The 21,178-nt window shown below is 37.9% G+C and carries 15 protein-coding genes; 2 read left to right on the top strand and 13 right to left on the bottom strand.

The window, feature by feature from the left end:
• Nucleotides 1–156: 156 nt before the first annotated feature.
• The 13 genes from FTU13_RS05905 to FTU13_RS05845 form a co-directional block, all read right to left on the bottom strand.
• Complete coding sequence (locus FTU13_RS05905) at nucleotides 157–1,044, bottom strand: DMT family transporter (protein WP_180128027.1); 888 nt, start codon at nucleotides 1,042–1,044, stop codon at nucleotides 157–159.
• A gap of 241 nt (nucleotides 1,045–1,285) precedes the next feature.
• The gene (locus FTU13_RS05900; RefSeq protein ID WP_180128029.1) at nucleotides 1,286–2,914 is read right to left on the bottom strand and encodes a long-chain-fatty-acid--CoA ligase; all 1,629 of its coding nucleotides are present in this window, start codon (nucleotides 2,912–2,914) and stop codon (nucleotides 1,286–1,288) included.
• A gap of 401 nt (nucleotides 2,915–3,315) precedes the next feature.
• On the bottom strand, nucleotides 3,316–4,062 hold the full coding sequence (locus FTU13_RS05895) for an OmpA family protein (RefSeq protein WP_249679969.1): 747 nt from the start codon (nucleotides 4,060–4,062) through the stop codon (nucleotides 3,316–3,318).
• 20 nt (nucleotides 4,063–4,082) lie between these two features.
• Nucleotides 4,083–5,042 (bottom strand): type VI secretion system-associated protein TagF, encoded by a 960-nt coding sequence (tagF, locus tag FTU13_RS05890; protein ID WP_168379476.1) that lies wholly within the window; start codon nucleotides 5,040–5,042, stop codon nucleotides 4,083–4,085.
• Nucleotides 5,043–5,099: 57 nt separating this feature from the next.
• Entirely contained in the window at nucleotides 5,100–8,930 is a 3,831-nt protein-coding gene (tssM, locus tag FTU13_RS05885) for a type VI secretion system membrane subunit TssM (RefSeq protein ID WP_180128031.1), read from the bottom strand.
• Nucleotides 8,931–8,958: 28 nt separating this feature from the next.
• Entirely contained in the window at nucleotides 8,959–10,404 is a 1,446-nt protein-coding gene (locus FTU13_RS05880; RefSeq protein ID WP_180128033.1) for a hypothetical protein, read from the bottom strand.
• Between the two features lie 2 nt (nucleotides 10,405–10,406).
• Nucleotides 10,407–11,399 carry a type VI secretion system baseplate subunit TssG gene (gene tssG / locus FTU13_RS05875; protein WP_180128036.1) on the bottom strand — a complete coding sequence of 331 codons (993 nt, stop codon included), beginning with the start codon at nucleotides 11,397–11,399 and terminating at the stop codon, nucleotides 10,407–10,409.
• Entirely contained in the window at nucleotides 11,363–13,171 is a 1,809-nt protein-coding gene (gene tssF / locus FTU13_RS05870) for a type VI secretion system baseplate subunit TssF (protein WP_180128038.1), read from the bottom strand. The genes tssG and tssF overlap by 37 nt, the downstream gene beginning before the upstream one ends.
• 15 nt (nucleotides 13,172–13,186) lie before the next feature.
• Entirely contained in the window at nucleotides 13,187–13,663 is a 477-nt protein-coding gene (gene tssE / locus FTU13_RS05865) for a type VI secretion system baseplate subunit TssE (RefSeq protein ID WP_180128040.1), read from the bottom strand.
• 70 nt (nucleotides 13,664–13,733) lie between these two features.
• Nucleotides 13,734–14,237, bottom strand: coding sequence for a type VI secretion system tube protein Hcp (locus FTU13_RS05860; RefSeq protein ID WP_078190771.1), 504 nt, complete (start codon nucleotides 14,235–14,237; stop codon nucleotides 13,734–13,736).
• 48 nt (nucleotides 14,238–14,285) lie between these two features.
• Nucleotides 14,286–15,770 carry a type VI secretion system contractile sheath large subunit gene (gene tssC, locus FTU13_RS05855; protein WP_180050798.1) on the bottom strand — a complete coding sequence of 495 codons (1,485 nt, stop codon included), beginning with the start codon at nucleotides 15,768–15,770 and terminating at the stop codon, nucleotides 14,286–14,288.
• Entirely contained in the window at nucleotides 15,763–16,266 is a 504-nt protein-coding gene (gene tssB / locus FTU13_RS05850) for a type VI secretion system contractile sheath small subunit (RefSeq protein ID WP_078193364.1), read from the bottom strand. The genes tssC and tssB overlap by 8 nt, the downstream gene beginning before the upstream one ends.
• Nucleotides 16,267–16,281: 15 nt before the next feature.
• Entirely contained in the window at nucleotides 16,282–16,977 is a 696-nt protein-coding gene (locus FTU13_RS05845) for a hypothetical protein (RefSeq protein ID WP_111885475.1), read from the bottom strand.
• Between the two features lie 373 nt (nucleotides 16,978–17,350).
• Between FTU13_RS05845 and tssH the strand changes: the two genes are divergently transcribed.
• Complete coding sequence (gene tssH / locus FTU13_RS05840; protein ID WP_180128042.1) at nucleotides 17,351–20,023, top strand: type VI secretion system ATPase TssH; 2,673 nt, start codon at nucleotides 17,351–17,353, stop codon at nucleotides 20,021–20,023.
• A gap of 19 nt (nucleotides 20,024–20,042) precedes the next feature.
• Nucleotides 20,043–21,173, top strand: a complete 1,131-nt coding sequence (gene tssA / locus FTU13_RS05835) for a type VI secretion system protein TssA (RefSeq protein ID WP_180128044.1) — start codon at nucleotides 20,043–20,045, stop codon at nucleotides 21,171–21,173.
• Nucleotides 21,174–21,178 lie beyond the last annotated feature (5 nt).

Genomic DNA, 21,178 nt, shown 5'->3' with positions numbered 1-21,178 from the left:
TCATGTTCAAAGTTTAATCATCTTTTAAATCATAAACAATTCCATGATAAATATCTTAGTAAACATTAATTTTTCCCATATTTTAATTAAAAATATATTCGAAAAACTGACTTAAATTCGGCCTCTATTTGCTTTCATGAATGTTTAAAGCACACATTAAGCCCAAATCACCATAATGGCCGCAATCACCACTAAGGCTAAACCCCAATGATCAGTTCTTGCGAGTTTTTCCTTAAAGAAAAAGGCAGAGATTAATAGACTAAATAATATTTCGATTTGACCTAGGGTTTTAACAATCGCAACCGTTTGCATGCTCATGGCAGTAAACCAGCCCAACGATGCTAGAAAGCTACAGACACTAACGCGAAAGGTCAGACCGACTCTCTCCCACATGGCAATGAGCGTTTTGCGGCTAAATAGACTGAGGTACAGCAGCATAATCACACATTGAAAGCCAATTACACTCAACAATACCCACGCCGCACGATGCAAAGTCGGTAAATCACTTAGCTCTAAACTGGCTTCACGAACCAATAAAGAGGTAATGGCAAAACTTAATCCACTCCCTACACCGATGCATAACGTTGGCAGAGATAATTTTTGTCGTTGAGAACCTTTGCTTAAAAGAAAAACGGCAACACCACCAACCAAAACACCAATCCAACCAAATAAACTTAAATGTTCACTTAAGAAAATCACCCCAACAATGGCCGCAAATATCGCTTCACTTTTCGCTAAACCAACACCAATGGCATAATTCTTTTGTTTAAAAAGCAAGACCATTAAAATCGTCGCTAAAATTTGACTTAGTCCTGCAATCACCACATAGACCCAAAACATAGTTGTAAATGTGGTCACCTGAGTCACAGGCTGTTGTTGGTACAGCACATATAAATAAATGCAGGCAAATGGGAGCCCAAAAATAAACCGTGCAAGGGTGACACCATACACATCAACAGTGGTACTGAGTTGTTTTTGAAATGCATTGCGCCATGACTGCATAAAAGCAGCCATTAAAGTGAATAAGATCCAAACTGGAAACATAAGAAAGGTGGTTTAACGGTGGATGCCTCATCAATTTACGCTTTTATTGAATTGAATGCGACCTAACACGGCTAGATTATTCATTGAACTTGGTTATGGATTCATTGAAAAAATTTTATTTAAAAACCTCATATTAAGAATATGGTATTTATCAAAATTTAAGTTTTTATAAAAATACGCAAAGGCATGTTACCTTTGCGTTTTGCTCTTTACCAATATTTAGTTGGTAACTTACAGTAAGTTAGCTTTCAAGTAGTACAGCACCAAATTGCTCACGTAGATCTTTTTTCAGCATTTTACCTGTTCCGCTCAAAGGAATAGCATCCACGAAAATCACTTTATCTGGCACCTGCCATTTAGCAACTTTATCTGCATAATAATCCAAAATTTCTGTATCAGATAAATCGACATCTGGCTTTTTAATTGCAATCAAAACAGGTCGCTCATCCCATTTCGGATGAGTCGCTGCAATCACTGCTGCCATTGCAATTTTAGGATGTCCCATAGCCAAGTTTTCTAACTCAACAGAAGAAATCCATTCACCACCCGATTTGATCAAATCTTTTGAACGGTCACTAATTTTTAAGAAACCATCTTCGTTCAGGGTTGCAATATCCCCGGTATCAAACCAACCATCTGAGGTTAATGCAGATTCTGTTTTGCCAAAGTAATTGCCAATAATCCAATGCCCTTGGATCTGTAAATTACCCGTCGTTTCGCCATCACGTGCAACTTCGTGTGTACCGTTTTCTTCATCGGTAATACGTAAATCGACCCCAAATGGTGGACGACCTTGTGACAATCGTACTTGTAATTGTTCTTCTTCAGATAATAACAAATGTTTGGCTTTAAATTGGTTTGAAGAACCTAATGGACTGGTTTCGGTCATTCCCCAAGCATGAATCGTTTCACAGTTAAATTGTTCTTTAAACACTTTTAACATCGCAGGAGGACAAGCAGATCCACCAACCACATTACGCACTAAACTTTCAAGCTGACTACCCGCTTGTTGCGCAGCATTAATCAAACCCTGCCAAATCGTTGGAACACCCAATGCAACGGATACTTTATAGTCATCAATCATTTGCGTCAGGCTTGCTCCATCTAAACCTGGGCCTGGCAGCACTAAAGTACATCCCACCATTGCCGCAGCATATGGCGTACCCCATGCGTTGACATGGAACATCGGCACAACGGGCATCATAATATCTCGCGCTGAGATATTTAATGAATCCGGCATACAAATCGCATAACTGTGTAAGACTGTTGAACGATGACTATACAACACGCCTTTCGGATTGCCTGTGGTACCTGAGGTATAACATAACGAACTAGCCGATAATTCATCTAATTCTGGCCATGTATAGTCTGCAGATTGCGCCGCGATGAGTTCATCATAAAATTTAACTTCTGGTACCGCTTCGATAATTGCTGCATCTGGTGCATCTAAACAAATAAAATGTTCAACAGATTTTAATAAAGGTTTTACTGCTTTGATTAAAGGCAAAAAGGTTTTATCAAATAACATCACGCGGTCTGCGGCATCATTGATGATAAAAATTAATTGTTCTGGAAATAAACGTGGATTAATGGTGTGACAGACATAACCACTACCTGAAATAGCGTACCAAGACTCTAAGTGACGGTGGTTATTCCAAGCGATCGTCGCAACACGATCCCCTAAATTTAAACCGAGAGATGCAAGAACATTAGCAAATCGTTTTGAATTTTTATGGACTTCACCCCAAGTGGTTTTCGTAATCGTCGAGTCTGTATTTTTTGAAATGACTAAACTATCCGCATGATAGCGACCCGCATGTTCAATCATGCTACTAATCAAAAGCGGTTTAAACATCATATTACCAAGCATTCTTTGCTCCCACATTCATCCATATTGAGTTGTTGTTTTTCCGCACTGTCCTGCAGATTTTTTAAAACTTTGCACCATGTCAAAAGTGATTATTCTTCATCGACAAGGTTGAAAGCCGTAGATATGAAACGCATATCCAAAACTGATTCTTATGTTTTAACCTTAATTGATTTTAGAATCCACTGTTTTATTACTCAAAATATGAATGCTTTAGTGGTATAAAATGCAAAAATTAATAGCATCATCCCAATTCAAAATATGTTCCTATTTTGTTTTCGCTCTGCTGCTTTAAAAAATGTCGTTTTCAGTTATCAAATAATCGACTGAGTCAATTGGTATAAAAAAACCCAGTCTAGATACACTGGGTTCATTCGTCGCATTAGCCGTTGTAGTTACAATAGTTACAGTACTTCAAACTCAATACGACGGTTTTTCTTACGACCTTCAGGCGTAGCATTGTCTGCTACAGGCTTATTTGAGCCCATCCCTTCAGTACTTAAGTTCGCCGCTGCAATATTTTTTGAAATCAGGTAGTTTTTAACTGCATTAGCACGATCTTGGCTTAAACTTAAGTTTTTCTCAGGATTCCCCGAGCTGTCTGTGTGACCAATAATTCGTACTTTTTTCCCACCGACGCGATTCAGTGCGACAACCATTTCATCTAAGATCTGTACCCCAGATGGCGCTAAAATCGCGCTTCCAGATTCAAATTCAATAATACGATTACGTAAAGCCGCATCAATAATGGCCTGTTCAGCCTGATTGACAGAAAGCTGTGCATTGAAACGAAAAGGTGCTGTGACCAAAGACTGAAACTTGGTGGTCGTTGGTTGGATATCATTTTGATTTGACATCTTTCCACTTAAATCGACTTGCGTTCCGCGTACAGAGAGTTTCCCCTGTTTTACTTTTTTTAAGTCGTCATTAATCATTTGGCTTACGCTATTACCCCAACCATTAGGTGCTGTAACCGCTCGAACCTGAATTTTATCAACCACATTTGCCTGACCATAGGTCAAATAGGCTTTATTTAATATTTCTTGCTTGGTTGCTTCATTCGGTACAGCACCTTCAATCACAATAGGCTCTGCCCAAAGCAAAGTCGAACAACCTAAAATGCATACACTCGCAATAAATTTGGGCAACATTGGTAAGATTCTTTGCATCATTATTCTTCTATAAAAGTCTGTCTAAAAAGTTTAATGCCATGAATAAGGCTGATCTGACGCTCACTCAAAGACTGTTCCAAAACGGCTAAGCCTGCATTTTGTTCAAGATAAGGATCAATCCAACTGGCATCGATCAGGGAAACCCAATGATCACTTTGCATATTTTGGGTAAAAACATCATTGAGTGCAGTAATATCAGCACCTTGAAAACCAAATAGTAAAACAGGTGAATCACTGTGTAGGATGCCAATGAGTAACTCAGCATCTTGGTTTTCGACAAAACGACTAATTAAATTGACCCAAAAAGCCGCAATTTCATAGCAGTAACTAATATTATTGATCGGTAAGATCAACACTTTATTCAACCGAGACGTGCCCTGATGAATAATCGGTTGTAGCAGCAAACCGAGACCAATCATGCTTTGCGCCAACTGATAAGGCGTAAAATTCAATAAACGTGCAAATGAATGCAACGTATGATGCTCATAAAAAGAAGAGGTTTCTTCTGTCCCGAACACTTGGATTTCGTTATTCAATTTGCCTAATTTATCGAGCAAAATATCGGGATCGCGAATAGAACGCATCACTCGGTTACGCTGATATAAGTCAATTAAGGTTTGTTTATAACGATATGGTGCATACAAAATATTATCGAAAGGATCATCGATTTCTAGCAGATGAGCGAGCACCATTGGAAATTGACGCTTTGAACTGTCTTCACTACTAATCAAATTGGCAACCAAAAAACGCTTATCTTTTGGACTGGCAATAAAGAAATCTAATGAAGGCAGTGAGTTATACGCTGCATTAAAATTGTCTGAACGCATAGCGAACTCAAGCGCCTCCGTGATCCACTGATCGATTAACTGAATCAGTGAATATTGTTCACGGCTCTTTAAGAAGTCACCACGAGCTGGACATTTCCCATAATACAGCGGTGTCGTTCTCACTTCATACATCGTCACACTCCTTGTTCTTTTGCACGAATGCCACCGCTCTCATTTTTAAATTCATCATCATGGTGTTGCTGTTCCTTGTACAACACTCATCGGTGAAGTCGCTGGAGCTACAGGCGCTTGTCCTGCAGGCATCGTTTGCGCTGCGACGACACGAACACCTTTATTCGTCACCACTTGATCAACAAGAGTCATACCTGAATAGCCTGAACCTGTAGTTGGGCCAGATGCGTTACCACTAATTAAACGGAAATTCACTTTAACAAACACTTTTGGATTTTGTTTGCTACGCCACACCATTTCAAATGAATTACCATTTTGTGTACGCTGAGCGCCTTCAACCAATCGGTTAATACCATATTCACCCGGCTCATCAAAAATCGTATGCGTTTGACCTTCCAAGTCAATTGCAGTAATACGTGCACCCGGAATTGCCCCTTTATTTGGCCAAACGAAGTTCACCCATTGCTGAACACCGTTTTCATACACCATACGCTGACCATCAATATCAATGGTATATGAAAGCAACTGTGTATTTTCTAATGGGAAGAACTGGAAGTTCGATTGATTGGTTGCCGCAGGTGCTGCTTGACTCAATTCCCCTGTAGCAACGCCATTACTTGGCGCAACATAGCGTTGGAAATTCGCTACGAATTGTGGATTTAAACCAATGCCCAAATCTTTCCATGTTTTCGTGGTTAAGGTATAGCCACGACGAATCACCAATGGATCTAAATATTCTTTTACAAAGCGAGCGATACTTCCGTTTTCACCAAAAATTTGGCTAATTTCATTACTGGTCGCTTGTAAAGTGGCATTGCTATTAAATGGATATTTAGGCGCAAGATTGGTTGTAAATGGTTGATACGCCTGCATTGCCCATAATTTATTTATTTCGTTTTGAGCAGGTATCAACAGAACTTCAAATGACTGGGTCACTGGCTGCATAAAGAGTTTTTGAATCAACTGCTGGTCTAATTCATTCAGACCCACAGACATTTTTTCATCCACAAATTTTTGCGTGCTATTAAAGACAGAGCTTTGATCATTGATGGTTTGTTTCACCAATGTCATGCTTGCAGGTCCCATATCACCGCCACTCTTCAAATCATTGAACTTACTACGTACTTGACTCAAAGACAGCATGTATTCATCTAAAATAGATTTGTTTTGCTGATCATCACGCTTACGAACTAGTTGATAGAACACATCAAACTCTTTTGCAATAACACCTTGACCGGCTTTAGAAGCAACTTGCTGTGCCTGCTGCGCATCATCACGGCTGAGGACTTTACGTTTAAACCACGCAATAAAACCTTTCTGAGGCGCAGCCAGTTCTGCTTGAACAATTGGATTATCCCAACTGGTTTCTTTCGCAATACGGTCCACCACTTTACGAATTGGCGAATTCTCAGGTTCACCTAAAATATCGATAAAACGTGACTGCTGAGCAACATCTGCACCTTTGCCATAATGCACAGCATTTAAAAATTTACGCCATTCAGCGATATATTCCTGCTTATAAAGTTCGGTTAACTGTTTACTGATCTGATCTGGACTACCACTAAACGTCAGGTCATCAGAGCGATTGGTATTGAGTACCCAATCTTGGGTATCTGTCGGATTATTCGCAGCTTGGTTAATCGCATCTTTTACATAATCATTCCATGCTTGGTAAGTAAAAATACCCGGCAAGGCATAACTACCTAACATGCTGTTTTGGCCTGTTTCACCTAAAATTTGCTTCACAGTTACTGCAGGGAAACGTACCGAACCACGCATTTTAATTTCATTATAAACGCGGTCACGTGCAGGAATACCCATAGTAACAGCCGTCAATAATTGACGTGTTTGATCAACTAATAAAGGATCAGATTCCATTTGCGGGAACGCAGGATCAGCAGCTAAAGTCATCGCATAAGATAAAACTTGTTCAGCTTTTTGAATCATTTCCCCACGTGGCATTTGACCGCGATTTGAATCTAACCATGAACGCCAGAAACGAGTAACTTGGTCACTCAAATGGCTCGATTCCATATATTTATGATTGCTCATCATCAAATAAGCCTTCAGTGCATTATATGCATCCTGAGGGTTAGTATCTGATGGTTCTAAATAGGGCTGATTTGATTTCACAGCTTGAGTGATTTGCACATTGACGTGATTTTCTTTCAACGTCGCTTCATTGGCTTTAACGCGTTGTAAGTACTGCGCCATATTTTGCTGAGATGGTGCCAATACAATTTGTTGAATACCACGTAAATACTCAACTTTAAGTTTTTCACGGATTTTATTCCCTTGGTATAAACCAAAGCTGTATTTTAATGGACGATCTTCATCAAAGTGATCGAGCTGCTGTAAATGCCCTTGTAATATCAGTAATGCATCCAATTGAGTTGAAAGTTCACTTCCGCTACGGCTTTCCATTTGCACAACTTTATCTAGGTCTGCCTGAACTTCCGCCACGAGTTGTTGGTTATTACGATACGACCAAACCCACAACCCAAGCACCACAGCAACCAATAACAATGCAGCAATAAATGCCATAAAGCGCTGACGTTTACGTGCAGGATTAATATGTTGTTTAACCAGATTTTTATCTTTTAAAATGACGGTTGAAAATAGTCCTTTTAAGAAATAACCATGATCTTGCGAAACAGAATTCGTAGGAATGCCAAACTCACTATCCGTACTTTTCACCAAATGAAAATCTTCAGCGATTTGCTCGGTCATTGGACTTTCAATCACACCTTCTTGTAACGCACTGGTGAAATAGAACCCACGGAATACCGGTTTAAACTGATAAGGGTTGTCTTGAAACAACGTACCAATAAAAGTTTTTAACACTGGCTTTAAACTTTTAAACTCAAGTGGAAATGTCATTACACTTGGAGAAATATTTTGCGAATGACGACGACTCAAGTGCGTAGTACTGACGCTCTTCAAACCATCGTATAAAATTGAATAATGCTTTTCGAACATCTCAACGGCATGCTCAGATGAGTCTGGATCATAAGGCAGTGTTGCACCCCAAACTTGATCAAATTCATCTTTATCATAACAATCAAAAAATTCTGTAAAGCCAGCAATCAAATCCATTTTTGAAAAAACGATATACACTGGCGCAAAAATTTCTAAACGTTCCGTCAAATCCTGTATACGTGCGCGTAAGTTTTTGGCTAATTTGATTGATTTTTCAGGACTTTGACTAACAAGCTCCGCCACAGAAACAATCACGATTAAACCGTTAATTGGTGCTTTAGAACGGTTTTTCTTGAGAATATTTAAGAAACCTAACCATTCTGAATGGTCTTCGGCATAAACTGAATATCGACCTGCGGTATCGAGTAACACACCATCTGTAGAGAAAAACCAATCACAGTTACGAGTACCACTTAGACCTGCCGACACCATTTTCTGATGGGTTTCTTCAAATGGAAATCTAAGGCCAGAATTATAAATCGCTGAACTTTTACCCGCTGCTGGGTTACCAATCACCATGTACCAAGGTAATTCATATAGCGCTGCATTTCCCTTTTTGTCGCCAAGTTTTGATTTACGGATAAGTTGAATCGATTCTTTCATTTGCTGATTGATCAGCGCAAGTTCTTCTTTATTCTTTTGTTTGCCGTATTCAGCTTCATTATCTTTGGCAATCGCCTCAGCCAGCTCTTCGCCTTGCTGTTTATGACGATAATGCTGCACTAATTCATAAATACCCCACAGAATTAATCCGAGAATATAAACAGCAACCACAATGTAAAAAGTCTTTTGTGGAATCGAATTATGCATAGCCACAATGGCCACAAAAAATGACAAAGCCACCATCGCTTTAGGATTGGTGACGTACTGCCAAACATAACCGAGGATCGTATAAAATAGTGTGTTCACAATGTTCTCAATTTCGTCTTAATTCTAATTAAACAGTTTCTTGTTCAAGTTCATCTTCTACTGAAAATGCTTGAATAAAAGCAAATGTCGATTCTTGGTCTGTGCTATAAATCATGGCAGTTAACTCTTCTGGCAAGTGCATACCCAACATGAATCCAAAAATTTTTGCCAATTGCTGGGTATTTCCAAGATTCTGTTTTGTATATAAAAAATGATAGGTTTCAATCGCGGTTTCATTAAATTTATGCTGTAATTTTTTCACCACTTTCATATCTGTTGCATCATCTAACATCAATAAAAAGGGTTGTTCTTGATCATACTGATCTAAATTATTCAGTGCTTTAAGCTCTAAATTACGTTTCAACTCAGGCTCATGTGCCACCACTTGTAGCACTTTATTTGGAGTTAAACCTCGAACTTGAACGTCTGAAGCAGCCAAACACCAACTCGATGCAAACTCTGCAGCAATGTATTTTTCTTGTAACCACATCTTTTCATCAATCCATTCTTGGTCGATTTCAGAGTCAGCATTCAGAATCAAACTGACTTCAAACTTTTGTTTTGAAATCATCTCTAAAATGCTTAACCATTCTGAATAAGCGACTTGAGTGCCGATAAAATGTGGCTCGATATGAATTTGTTCGTGAATGATCGAAAATCCGTCAGATAGATATTGCTGAATAATTTGAGCATAATCATCATTCCATTGATGAATCAAATTATCAGCAAGCAAAATATGAACATTTATACGATTTAGACGTGAAACTTGCTGTGCATTGTTCGCCAAATGTTCTGGATGTTCATCTTGCGTATAATCTGGATCCACCCAACCCGGATGCATACGGTACTGATATGCCAATTCACTATCATAAAAGAGTGCTGATTGCTTCAGATGCTCTGCAATTAAAAATAGACTTTCAACGTGTTGCTCTAGTTGTTGCTGAATAAGTGACTGGATTCGTTTTTCACGCATGGTGATGGCACTATATTCATCATCTGCTTCTTCATTAGTGAGTTCATCTAAATCTTTGATTCGAAATGAAAGAACAGGCAAACCGTATGCATTAAATAACTTATCATCGAGTTCAGGACTTTTGAATTGTTGAATATCTTGGATAATTTGTTCGTTTTCACCAAAACTATGCCAAGCCGCTGAAGAATAAACATTTAAACGAAATTGCTGTACATCAATAGGCTTCGGTTTTGCTTGTTCAATGGCCTCAAGTTGTTGTTGCTCAGCTTGTTCTTCTGCACGTTTTTCAGCTTCAAGTTTTTTTTCTTTTTGATGTTGAATGCCCTTGTAAAGCAAATAAGGCGACAAAATAATTGCACATAAAGCGACAGGAAGAAGTAGAAAATAGGTGATCAGATCAAAAGCTGTCGGGTCATAGCCTGTATCTCGCCAGTAAAAAATCACGAAAGCAGTACACAAAACAAAAAGCGTACTAAAGGTTCCAATTATTAATTTCAGCATTATTATAAATTCCCAATTAAGGCATAACAGGTTTCTGTATTATCGACCTGTTTATTCGGCTGTAAAAATGCTCCCTGAGCTAAACCAATTCCGCTCAAAGAATTTAAACACACCGGTTTTATTTCTTCTTTTTGTAAAATTAAGCGCACATCCACCATTAATGTTGGACTGCACCAAGTTTGAATCATTTGTTTTAATTTTAGGCTGCGTGCCTGATTCGGTAAAAATGTTAAATAATCTTCATGATTTAAAGGTCCAATCACGATTTCAATTTTTTCGTCAATCTGTTGAATCTTCTCACCACAAAAAGTATTCAGCCCCAATAAGCTCGGCTGAGATCCACCTAAACATGTTCTCTGATCTTCTTCAAATACAAAAGTTTCAGGGATAAATTCTCGAATATCAAATTTCTGCTTAAAGATACAATTCAGCATGGTTTTTAATGCATAAGCTGTATTGTTTTGCCCCTGCATTAAACCTGAGAATTCAGCAAAATAATCATCTAAATCTGGCTGATCATGCTGGCTACTGATATAACCATTTAATGCATGTAAAATATCAAGATAGTGATTATCCTGCTCGATTTCATAACGAATAGGTAAATGATAATTTAAACTGGCATCAACATAATGTGCTGTTAATTTATGATTAAACAGCCCTAAAAACTTTTGTGTTTCGTGTCGCTGATGTCGCCCGCTGAGCTTAATCTTATTGGTATAACTATAAGGTAATGCACCTTGAATACCCGTTAAACCCACCATTAAATTTGTCAGTTCAACTTTCTCATCGTTGAACTCTAAACTTTCAATTTCAGTGTTCGGGAAGTTCAAATTAAGTGAACTATTAAACTCAAAGTCATTGGCCCAATGGACTTGAGCTGCTCCATAAGGTGCATGTCTTAACAAACGAGTAGCTTGAACAAACTCGTAGGCTTTCGGTTCTTGGAAAAGTCCGTCAATTACAGAGCTTTCTTGCCACCAACGTTCTGCACGCATTGGTATAACTCCTGTTGACTATTTGCATCAAAAACCGAGACATCGACAAAGCTGTTCATATTGACTTTTAAATTAAAGATATGGGCTAGCAATTGACTAAATATATACAGGCTATGCCCTCTAAATATATCCGCATCGATATCGAGCTGTACTTTTAAACCTCTGACAAATAATGGAAACGGTTTACTATCTACAAGTTTCTGTGTGGTAGAAAACTGAATATTTTTTATGGAGTCGATAATAATTTGGTTTTCTTTCGATTTAGGTAAATTATACAATTCCAAAAGTTCTTTAATATGAGAGACCGCGTCGCCTTTCATTAAAGACATATTATTCAAAGATAAATGTGAAATGACCCGCCACTGTTCTTGTTTATTTTGCTCAAAATAATACGGTAACGACGGTCGTTTGAGCATCAGAGCACGACGGGCCAAATTACTATCATTCAGTGTTAATGCATTCTGATCTTTATTATAACTTTCGTAAGGTAACTCACGATTACTACATAGTAGTTCCGTACTAATAAAATCGGACTGAGTACTATGTGGGTCTAAAGCACGAGATATGATTGAATAGTTTAATTCCTGATGTTTATTCTTCATCTGCTGCGGATTTAAACTATAAAAAAACTGGACTTTATCCTGATGATAATGACTCATTGCAAAAAAAGGCAGTACCGGATAATACACTTCATCTTGGTTACTTTTTTCACGCACCATATTCATTTTTAAAATGCTATAGGCTTGAAAATATTCAGGATGGTGTGCATCTGTCACCAATGGATATTCCATTCGCTTATGATTAATCTTTTGCGGCTCTGCTTGTTTATTGAAAAGATTAACAATTGGTGTAGCAAACAATTTAAAATTTGCAGCATTTAATTCAGAATAATTTCGAATCGCTGCTTGATCATTTAAATTGAGTTTAAAGTGCATTTGAACATCAAATTCACTATGTTCTAAACTTAAAAACTTAATGAAATCTAGATTTAGATTTAAAAAATTGAATTTTTCAGGAACACAAAAATATTCCATCAATAAACGATATGCATGATGCGTATGTTGATCGATAGGTAGAACACTTTGAACTTCATCAAAGCCCATAATTTCAAATGGATTGGCAATATCAAAAATGTGCTGCCCCACACGAATCGAAAAACTTGTAGTGGATTTAAAAATGCTATCTAAAACCTGCAAAGGAAAATTAGAAATAGCGTCTAAAAAGATCGGCAAAGTTTCATTTTTGAGTAAAGCGTGCTTATTCGAAAAAATTTCAAATCCTAAGCTCAATGTGGCATTTTGATTTAAATGCATATGTGCCGATGGGTGAGTTTTAAAATGGAACTGTTTTAATTGAATCGGTAATAATGTGACTTCTTGTACCGTCTGATATTCACATTGAACACCACGCGTACTTTTGGCTTTTAGACTGGTCGCCTTTGGAATAACGTGTCGATCTGTTAATTGCTTAATTTTATTTATATCTTCGAAGCTCACCACAGAACATGCAGGAAATGGTTTTAAATATTGAGGAAACATCACCTCAAAAATTGATCGGGTAAAAACGTCATAACTATCTGCAAGTTTTTTATCAATCCGTGCAGAAATTAAAGAAAAGGCTTGAATTAAACGCTCAATATGCGGGTCATCTATTTGTTCTTGGTTTAAAGACAAACGTTGGGCGATTTTGGGATATTTACTGGCAAACTCACGGGACTGTTGTCCAAATTCCTGTAGTTGTTTTTCGTAATACGGTAACAGCTCTTCAATCACAGATAACCCACTTCATTAAGCTCTTGGAGAAATAACATATTGTTGTGTTGTTGGTTTTAATAAGGCATCAAAAATAACCGGTTCATATAAAGGATGAATATTTAAATATGCTTGAATACTTAAACATAGTGCCCCCATATTATGACCATCCATGAGCATTTCGACTCGAATCTGCTTTAAACGCGGTTCATGTGCAGTAATCGATTGTTCAATAGACTGGCAAATTTTGTCACGATCCGATGGATTTGCTGTCGATAAGCCCACAAAATCGATAATGCCAAACTGCAAAATAGACTTTTTTGCTAATGGAAAGTCATCAATCAGTTCATCTAACTTTGCCACCCGACTATTGAGGAGATCCTCTAAATCGGAAGCAACAGATTCACGAAGTTCTTGCAAAGACAGACCTTGAGTCTGCTGAGCATCTGCTGGTAATAAGCGGTCAAATAAAGTCGTTCTAAAACCATAAGGATAAAGCTGATCGAGATTCATATCTTCTTATAAATATTTAAAAAAATGAAAATAGAGGCTACCCAAGTAAGCCTCTATCTGAATCCATCTATTACGCTGCGTATGAAGCAGTGTTGTTAGATAATGACCACTTCTTAGTTACAGCACCTTTCGCAGTACCGTTAATATCTTGTTGGTTATATGTCCACTCTACTGCAGCATATTTCAAACCAAATGATTCGTGTGGAACACCTTCATCATTTACAGTTGGTGTCACGCTAGAAACCAACACATGTTTCAGTTTGATTTGAAGATATTTAATGCGTTTGTCGCCATTCGCACGGTAAAAATCAATTTGAACTTCATCAAATGTATAACCTGCTGAACATGCTTCCCAAAGTTTAGGGCTTGTCGCATCTAAATCTTTAACAAAAACCATGTCAGAATGTTCTACACGTTCTGCGGTGTGACCACCCACACTTGAAGAAGTTGCAGATTTAGGTTGACGGATGTTATGCGTCCAAGAGTTAACTTCTAACCAACTCTTGTGCTCTGCATCACGAGATTCGCCGTCTACTTTGTACTTACCACGAAATTGAATGTATATATCTTTCATTGTTCTGAATACCTATTTATTTAAAGTTATTATAGTGTTGACCCAAAATTAATTTGAGGACTGAGGTAACTCGGTCACAAGTCGTAATGAAACTGACAACTCATCCAACTGGAAATGTGGTCTTAAGAAAACCACAGATTTGTAGTGACCAGGCAAAGCTGGATTTTCTACAACTTTTACAGAAGCTTCACGCAATGGATACTGAGCTTTAGCTTCTTGAGATGCACCATCATCGAGTAATACATATTGCGATAACCATTCATTTAAGAAGGTCTCAACATTACCCGCTGATGCAAAACTACCCACTTTGTCACGCATCATTGCTTTTAAATAATGTGCAATACGTGAAACTGCCATGATGTATTGGATCTGGCTAGACAATGCAGAGTTGGCATTTGCTGTATCGCTATCATATTTTTTAGGTTTTTGCGTCGATTGCGCACCAAAAAATGCTGCATAATCCGTATTTTTGCAGTGTACCAACGGAATAAAACCAAGATCACTCAGTTCTTTTTCACGACGGTCAGTAATGGCAATTTCAGTTGGGCATTTAAAGACCACTTCGCCATCATTGGTTTTGAACGTATGGACAGGCAAGCCTTCAACTAAACCACCACCTTCTACACCACGAATCGCAGCACACCAACCATGCATATCAAAAGCATTGGTTAGACGTGTACCAAAGGCATAAGCCGCGTTCATCCATAAATATTCATTATGGTTTTCGCCGGAAACTTCTTCAACGAAGTTAAAGCCTTCAGTGGCAATACCTTCTTTTGGATCATATGGCAAACGACCCAATACACGTGGCATTGTCAATGCAACATATCGTGCATCATCACTTTCACGGAATGAACGCCATTGTACATATTCAGCGGTTTCAAAGATTTTAGAAACATCGCGTGGACGATCAATATCAGTAAAAGATTCTAGACCCAACATATTTGGGCTTGCAGCCGAAATGAACGGTGCGTGTGCAGCCGCCGCGACATGTGAAATTTGCTCAAGCAAATACATATCAGATGGTGTACGGTCAAACTCAAAGTCACCAATCAATGTTGCATAAGGCGCACCACCGAATGATCCATATTCTTCTTCATAGATTTTTTTGAACAACGTGCTTTGGTCAAAATCGGTCGCACCTTGGAAATCTTTAATCAATTCTTTTTTCGTCGTATTTAACATACGAATTTTTGTTAAAGAATTTGAAGGTGTTTCTTGGCAGAAATAATACAAACCACGCCATGTCGATTCAATTTTTTGAAATTCAGCATGGTGCATGATTTTACTTAACTGAGATGAAATCAACGCATCAATTTCAGCAATACGCTTATCAATTGATAAAGTCATATTGTCTGAAACGGTGATGGTACCTGCCATCACTTCTTTAGCAAGTTCACCAATCAAACTTTTTGCACGATCATGTTCTTGATCTGTACGCGCGATACGACTTTGTTCGACAATTGAATCTAAAAGTGAATATTCTTCGGTTGCTTCAACGTTTGCAGCAGTAGCAGTATTATAATTACTCATTTTCTGCCTCCACGCTCAACTTACGAATTTGATCAGTGTTATGTAACACTTCATCCAATAAATCTTCTAAGCGTTCATTATTTGAAATTTTATTACGCAAGTCAGACAGACGCTCGCGCGCAGCAACTAACTTTTGTAGTGGATCAACCTGTTGTACAACTTGCTCAGGAGTAAAATCGGCCATGCTCTTAAATGTAAGATCTACCGACATTTTTCCACCATCTTCAGTCAAGGTATTTTCAACTTGAAAATTAGCACGTGGCGCTAAAGACTCCATGACTTCATCAATATTATCTAAATCAACATTAATGAATTTCTTGTCTTTTAATTTGGTTTTCTCTACTTCAGATGCCGCTGAGAAATCACCTAACACCCCTACAACGAATGGTAATTCTTTAATTTCTTTACCGTCGCCAACTTCAACATCGTAAGTCAATTGAACACGAGGAGGACGAATTCGTTGAAGTTTTTTCTGTACACTTTCACGTTTTGCCATGAGTGCTTTTCCTTGTTATTTATTTTTTAATGTATCGAAAGGTGAACCACTGGCAGCAGGTTTTTTCGCTGTAGTCTGCGTTTTTGCTGTCGTGGTAGTTTTCTTTTTGCTTGCTGCTGTAGTCGTTTGTTTAGACTTGGTAGACGCTGTATTGGTTCGTTTTTTAGCTGGTGTTGTCTGTTTAGATTTCACATTGCTCGAAGATTCTGTACTTTTTTCACGAACATCTGCTGCAGCAGACGTAGATTTATCAATCGTCGGCTGAATATAACGAATATTATCCGACAACACTTTGGCAGGAGAATAGGTCTGTTCATCTAGAGTACGATTTTCATTACTCCGCATATGATTCAGCGCATTATAAGAAATAGCGATACCTGCTAAAAAAGTAACATCAGTAAGTTCAGGCGACTGATAGTTCTTTTCTCGCAGCAGATTGACCGCTTGCAATGCTTTTAAATTGTAACCATTAGCTTGATATTTTTTGGCAATATCTACAAAAATTTCATTTTTTAAGTTCTCATTTTTCTTATTTTTTTTGTCACATAACTGATTATAAAAACCAATAATCTCTGGATCTGTATCACCTACTGCCAGTGGATAATCCTTTAAACAGGATTTTTTCACAGATGCCGCTTTATCTTTTGCAAAAACGGTTTGTGTTAAACTGGCTGCTAAAATTATAGGTAATAAAACACTAAATTTATTCAAAATTGCCTCTGTATTTCTACGTGCTAAAACTTAATTTATGTGGAGAAATCACCACTTATTTTCCCGCGGGTTTTCTCTTCATTTATCAAAATTAAAAATATGCTGCAGATTTAACAAAAAATAAGCACATAGAGTCAATACAAAAATGTGCCAAATACTCCAAAGTTTGTTGACTATTTGTTTTTTTTTGTTTCATTTTATAAAAAAATCTTTTTCCTTTTTTTATTTAGTCTGTATTATATCGCCTAAAGCAAGACACTAATAATATATAATGTGTTGATTTTAAAGTTTTTATTTTTATAGCAAGAAAAAAGAGATCACAGTCAAACTTGTAAAATTTTGTACTGTGGATTCTAAATTTGATGAGTTATTTATGAATAATTTAAAAGTTTTAATTACTAAACTTTCACCTCACGCCCGCATTTCACTCGAAAAGTCAGCCAATACATGTATTTCACAGCAAAATTATGAAATCGAAATTGAACATTTTTTACTCGAATTATTAACCTATAACAATAAAAATGACCTTCAAATACTCTTAGAAAAATACAAAGTTTCTGCAGATGGTTTGGCAGATGACCTCAAAGAAAGTATTGCTCAACTTCCAAAAGGAAATACGCGCACTCCTATTTTTGCCCAATCCATTGTGCGCTTACTTGAACAAGCTTGGTTATTAGCATCTGCTGAACAAGATCCACAAATTCGTAGTGGTCATTTACTTGTTGCGCTCCTTACCGCGCCAGATTTATACCAAATTGCAGTAAGAGCTTCTTCTCTTTTCGATTTATTACCTATCGATACGATTAAACATAAATTTTTAGATCTTTGCCTAAAGAGCATTGAAAATGAAGATTTAGCAACTGCATCACCAGATGAAAAATCAGCAGCACAAACGAATGCAACTACGCCAGTTAAAACACCAGCTCTAGACCAATACACCATTAATCTTACTGAAAAAGCTAAAAATGGTGGCATTGACCCTGTGATTGGTCGTGAGTTTGAAATCCGCTTAATGCTCGATATTTTGATGCGTCGTCGTCAAAACAATCCGATTTTAACGGGTGAGCCTGGTGTTGGTAAAACGGCCGTTGTTGAAGGTCTTGCATTAAAAATTGCAACCAACCAAGTTCCAGATGCTTTAAAAAATGTCAGCATTCATACTTTAGATATGGGCTTACTACAAGCGGGTGCCAGTGTTAAAGGTGAATTCGAAAATCGCTTAAAACAAGTCATTCATGAAGTTCAAGCCTCTGCACATCCAATCATTTTATTTATTGATGAAGCACACACGTTGATTGGTGCGGGTGGTCAAGCAGGTCAAAATGATGCAGCAAACCTGTTAAAACCGGCGCTTGCACGTGGTGAGTTAAGAACCATTGCCGCAACTACATGGGCTGAATATAAGCAGTATTTTGAAAAAGATGCCGCATTAAGCCGACGCTTCCAAGTAATTCAGGTTGAAGAACCGACTGAAGAAGTCGCAATCGATATGCTGCGTGCCATGATTCCAGTGATGGCAAAACATTTCAATTTACAAATTGACGATGAAGCTATCGTTACTGCAGTCCATGCTTCGCACCGTTATATCACTGGCCGTCAATTGCCTGATAAAGCGATTAGTGTCTTAGATACAGCTTCTGCGCGTGTTGCGTTAACGCAAAATGCACAACCTGTAAAATTGGATCAACTTCAAGCTCAATTACATAATTTGAAGCTTGAATTGGCGATTCTTGAAAATGAACATAAGAATATTCCGATTCACCACGAACGCATTGAAAGTGTAAAAACACAAATATCCGCGCTTGAACAAGAGATTCAGTCAACAGAAACGCAATGGAAAAAAGAACTCGAAATCATTCAACAGATTAAAACGCTTGAACAAGAGTCCGAGCAAAAACCAGAAAATATTGAAACTTTAAGCAATATTCGTAACCAACTGGCAACTTTACAAGGTCAAACGCCGCTGGTTTTTGAACGTGTAAATGCTCAAATTATTAATGAAATCATTTCAGACTGGACCGGCATCCCTGTTGGTAAAATGGTGAATGATGAAATTCAGCAAATTTTGAAGCTTGAAGCACAGTTAGAACAACGTGTGATGGGTCAAGATTATGCACTGCATCAACTGGTACAAGGCATTAAAACCTCCAAGGCAAAATTGGAAGATCCAAATAAACCTCAAGGCGTTTTCATGCTGGTTGGCCCAAGTGGTGTGGGTAAAACCGAAACTGCACTTGCGTTAGCAAACGAGTTATATGGTGGTGAGTCTCATTTAATCACCATTAACATGTCTGAGTATCAAGAAGCACATACCGTCTCGTCTTTAAAAGGTGCTCCTCCAGGTTATGTCGGTTATGGCCAAGGTGGCGTACTGACAGAAGCAGTTCGCCGAAATCCATATAGTGTGGTTTTGCTCGATGAGATTGAAAAAGCACACAGCGATGTTCAAGAGCTATTCTACCAAGTATTCGATAAAGGTACTTTGGAAGATGGTGAAGGTCGTGTCATTGACTTTAAAAATACCACGATCTTATTGACTTCAAATGCAGGTTCAAGTGCCATTATGCAGGCTTGTTTAAATCAGCCAGTAGAAGAATGGCCGTCAGCAGAAGAACTTCTAGATGTATTAAAACCAGCTTTATATAAACAATTTAAGCCGGCATTTTTAGGTCGTATGCGTATCGTGCCGTATTTCCCATTGCACGATGATCTGCTCGTACGCATTATTCAGCATAAATTAAGCAAAATCACCGCGCGTATTGAAAAACAATATGGTACGCAAACACGCTATACCGATGATTTAGTCGAATTATTATTAAGTCGCTGTACTGAGGTCGATAGTGGTGCGCGTAATGTCGACAACATTTTAAATGCGACGGTCTTACCTGCTTTAGCCACTGAATTGTTGATGGCGATGAGTGAACAAAAGATTCCATCAGTCATTGAAATCGATGTCAAAGACGATGAAATTATTTATGTTTTAGATCCTAAAAGTAAACCTGCGAAAAAACGCAGCAGCAAAAAGACTAAAACCTTAGAAGCATAAGTTAGGAACGATGTAGAATATGAGTTTAGAGCTCGACGCTTTATTGCAACCGATTACGGATGATTTACCTTGCGGTAGTGATTTTTCATTTTCAAATGATTTTCATGCAATTAAAAAAGCTAAAACACAAGATGACCCGCTCTTGGATCAAGGCGACTGGATTGCAGAACCAAAACAGGCAGATTGGGGCTTTGTGCACCAAAAATCGTCAGATCTACTTCGCGAACATACAAAAGATATTCGCCTATATGGTTGGTTGCTTGAAGCGTGGACTCACATTCATGGTTTCGAAGGGATTGCCAAAGGGATTGAACTTACACAAAAAAGTTTGCAAGACTTTTGGCTACAACTTCATCCTGAAATTGAAGATGATGACCTTGATCAACGTCTAGGGCTATTACAAGGGATAATTAATCAAATCCCAACATTAATTAAATCAGTTTCAATCGTTCATGGCGCGGCAGCTTATTCCCTATCCGACTATGATCGACTACTTCATGTTCAAAACCAAAGACGTAAATCCAACAATGAAGATGATGATCAAGAAGAGTCTTTTAATGGTATGGAACAGTTTGAACATGCCTTGTTCAATACGTCAAAATCAATTCAATACCAGTATTACCAACAGTTTTTAGATATTTTAAACCATTGGGAAAACTTAAAAACGACTCTTGATGATTTGATGGGTTTAGATGCGCCAAGCTTTGCTGGCATTGACTCTCAAATCGAAATGATTCACTTGAGCTTAAAAAAAATCTATAAAGCAGATGCTTTTATCAATTCATCGAGCGCTGAACAGGTTCAATCAAATTCTCCAATTGAAAGCCAGACACTTTCCACTGTAACTTCCGTGCAGAATGATATGCAAATAATACAACAACAGCATACACAGCAGTTTAAACCTCAAGTGCAAAATCATCTTGAAAACCGTGAACAAGCCATGAAAGTCTTGCAAGATATTGCTGACTATTTTCAAGTGAATGAGCCGCATAGCCCTGTCAGTTATATGCTGCAAAAAACCATTAAATGGTCACAAATGCCTCTACATGAATGGTTAACTCATGTGATTAAGGATGAAAACCCTCTTGAAGCTGTACAAGAAATGTTAGGTGTTCAGCAACAAAGTAATGAATCGAATAGCGACTGGTAAAAACA

This window comes from Acinetobacter sp. YH12064, from assembly GCF_013419735.1.
Classification (GTDB): Bacteria; Pseudomonadota; Gammaproteobacteria; order Pseudomonadales; family Moraxellaceae; genus Acinetobacter; species Acinetobacter amyesii.
Note: the sequence above shows the minus strand (reverse complement) of the source record. Positions and strands in the feature narration are given on the sequence as shown.

What these genes read in the sequence shown, in the direction of transcription:
- FTU13_RS05905 (WP_180128027.1), bottom strand. Translation starts at nt 1,044, where the DNA reads ATGTTTCCAGTTTGGATCTTATTCACTTTAATGGCTGCTTTTATGCAG.
- FTU13_RS05900 (WP_180128029.1), bottom strand. Translation starts at nt 2,914, where the DNA reads ATGCTTGGTAATATGATGTTTAAACCGCTTTTGATTAGTAGCATGATT.
- FTU13_RS05895 (WP_249679969.1), bottom strand. Translation starts at nt 4,062, where the DNA reads ATGTTGCCCAAATTTATTGCGAGTGTATGCATTTTAGGTTGTTCGACT.
- tagF (WP_168379476.1), bottom strand. Translation starts at nt 5,042, where the DNA reads ATGTATGAAGTGAGAACGACACCGCTGTATTATGGGAAATGTCCAGCT.
- FTU13_RS05880 (WP_180128033.1), bottom strand. Translation starts at nt 10,404, where the DNA reads ATGCTGAAATTAATAATTGGAACCTTTAGTACGCTTTTTGTTTTGTGT.
- tssG (WP_180128036.1), bottom strand. Translation starts at nt 11,399, where the DNA reads ATGCGTGCAGAACGTTGGTGGCAAGAAAGCTCTGTAATTGACGGACTT.
- tssE (WP_180128040.1), bottom strand. Translation starts at nt 13,663, where the DNA reads ATGAATCTCGATCAGCTTTATCCTTATGGTTTTAGAACGACTTTATTT.
- FTU13_RS05860 (WP_078190771.1), bottom strand. Translation starts at nt 14,237, where the DNA reads ATGAAAGATATATACATTCAATTTCGTGGTAAGTACAAAGTAGACGGC.
- tssC (WP_180050798.1), bottom strand. Translation starts at nt 15,770, where the DNA reads ATGAGTAATTATAATACTGCTACTGCTGCAAACGTTGAAGCAACCGAA.
- tssB (WP_078193364.1), bottom strand. Translation starts at nt 16,266, where the DNA reads ATGGCAAAACGTGAAAGTGTACAGAAAAAACTTCAACGAATTCGTCCT.
- tssH (WP_180128042.1), top strand. Translation starts at nt 17,351, where the DNA reads ATGAATAATTTAAAAGTTTTAATTACTAAACTTTCACCTCACGCCCGC.
- tssA (WP_180128044.1), top strand. Translation starts at nt 20,043, where the DNA reads ATGAGTTTAGAGCTCGACGCTTTATTGCAACCGATTACGGATGATTTA.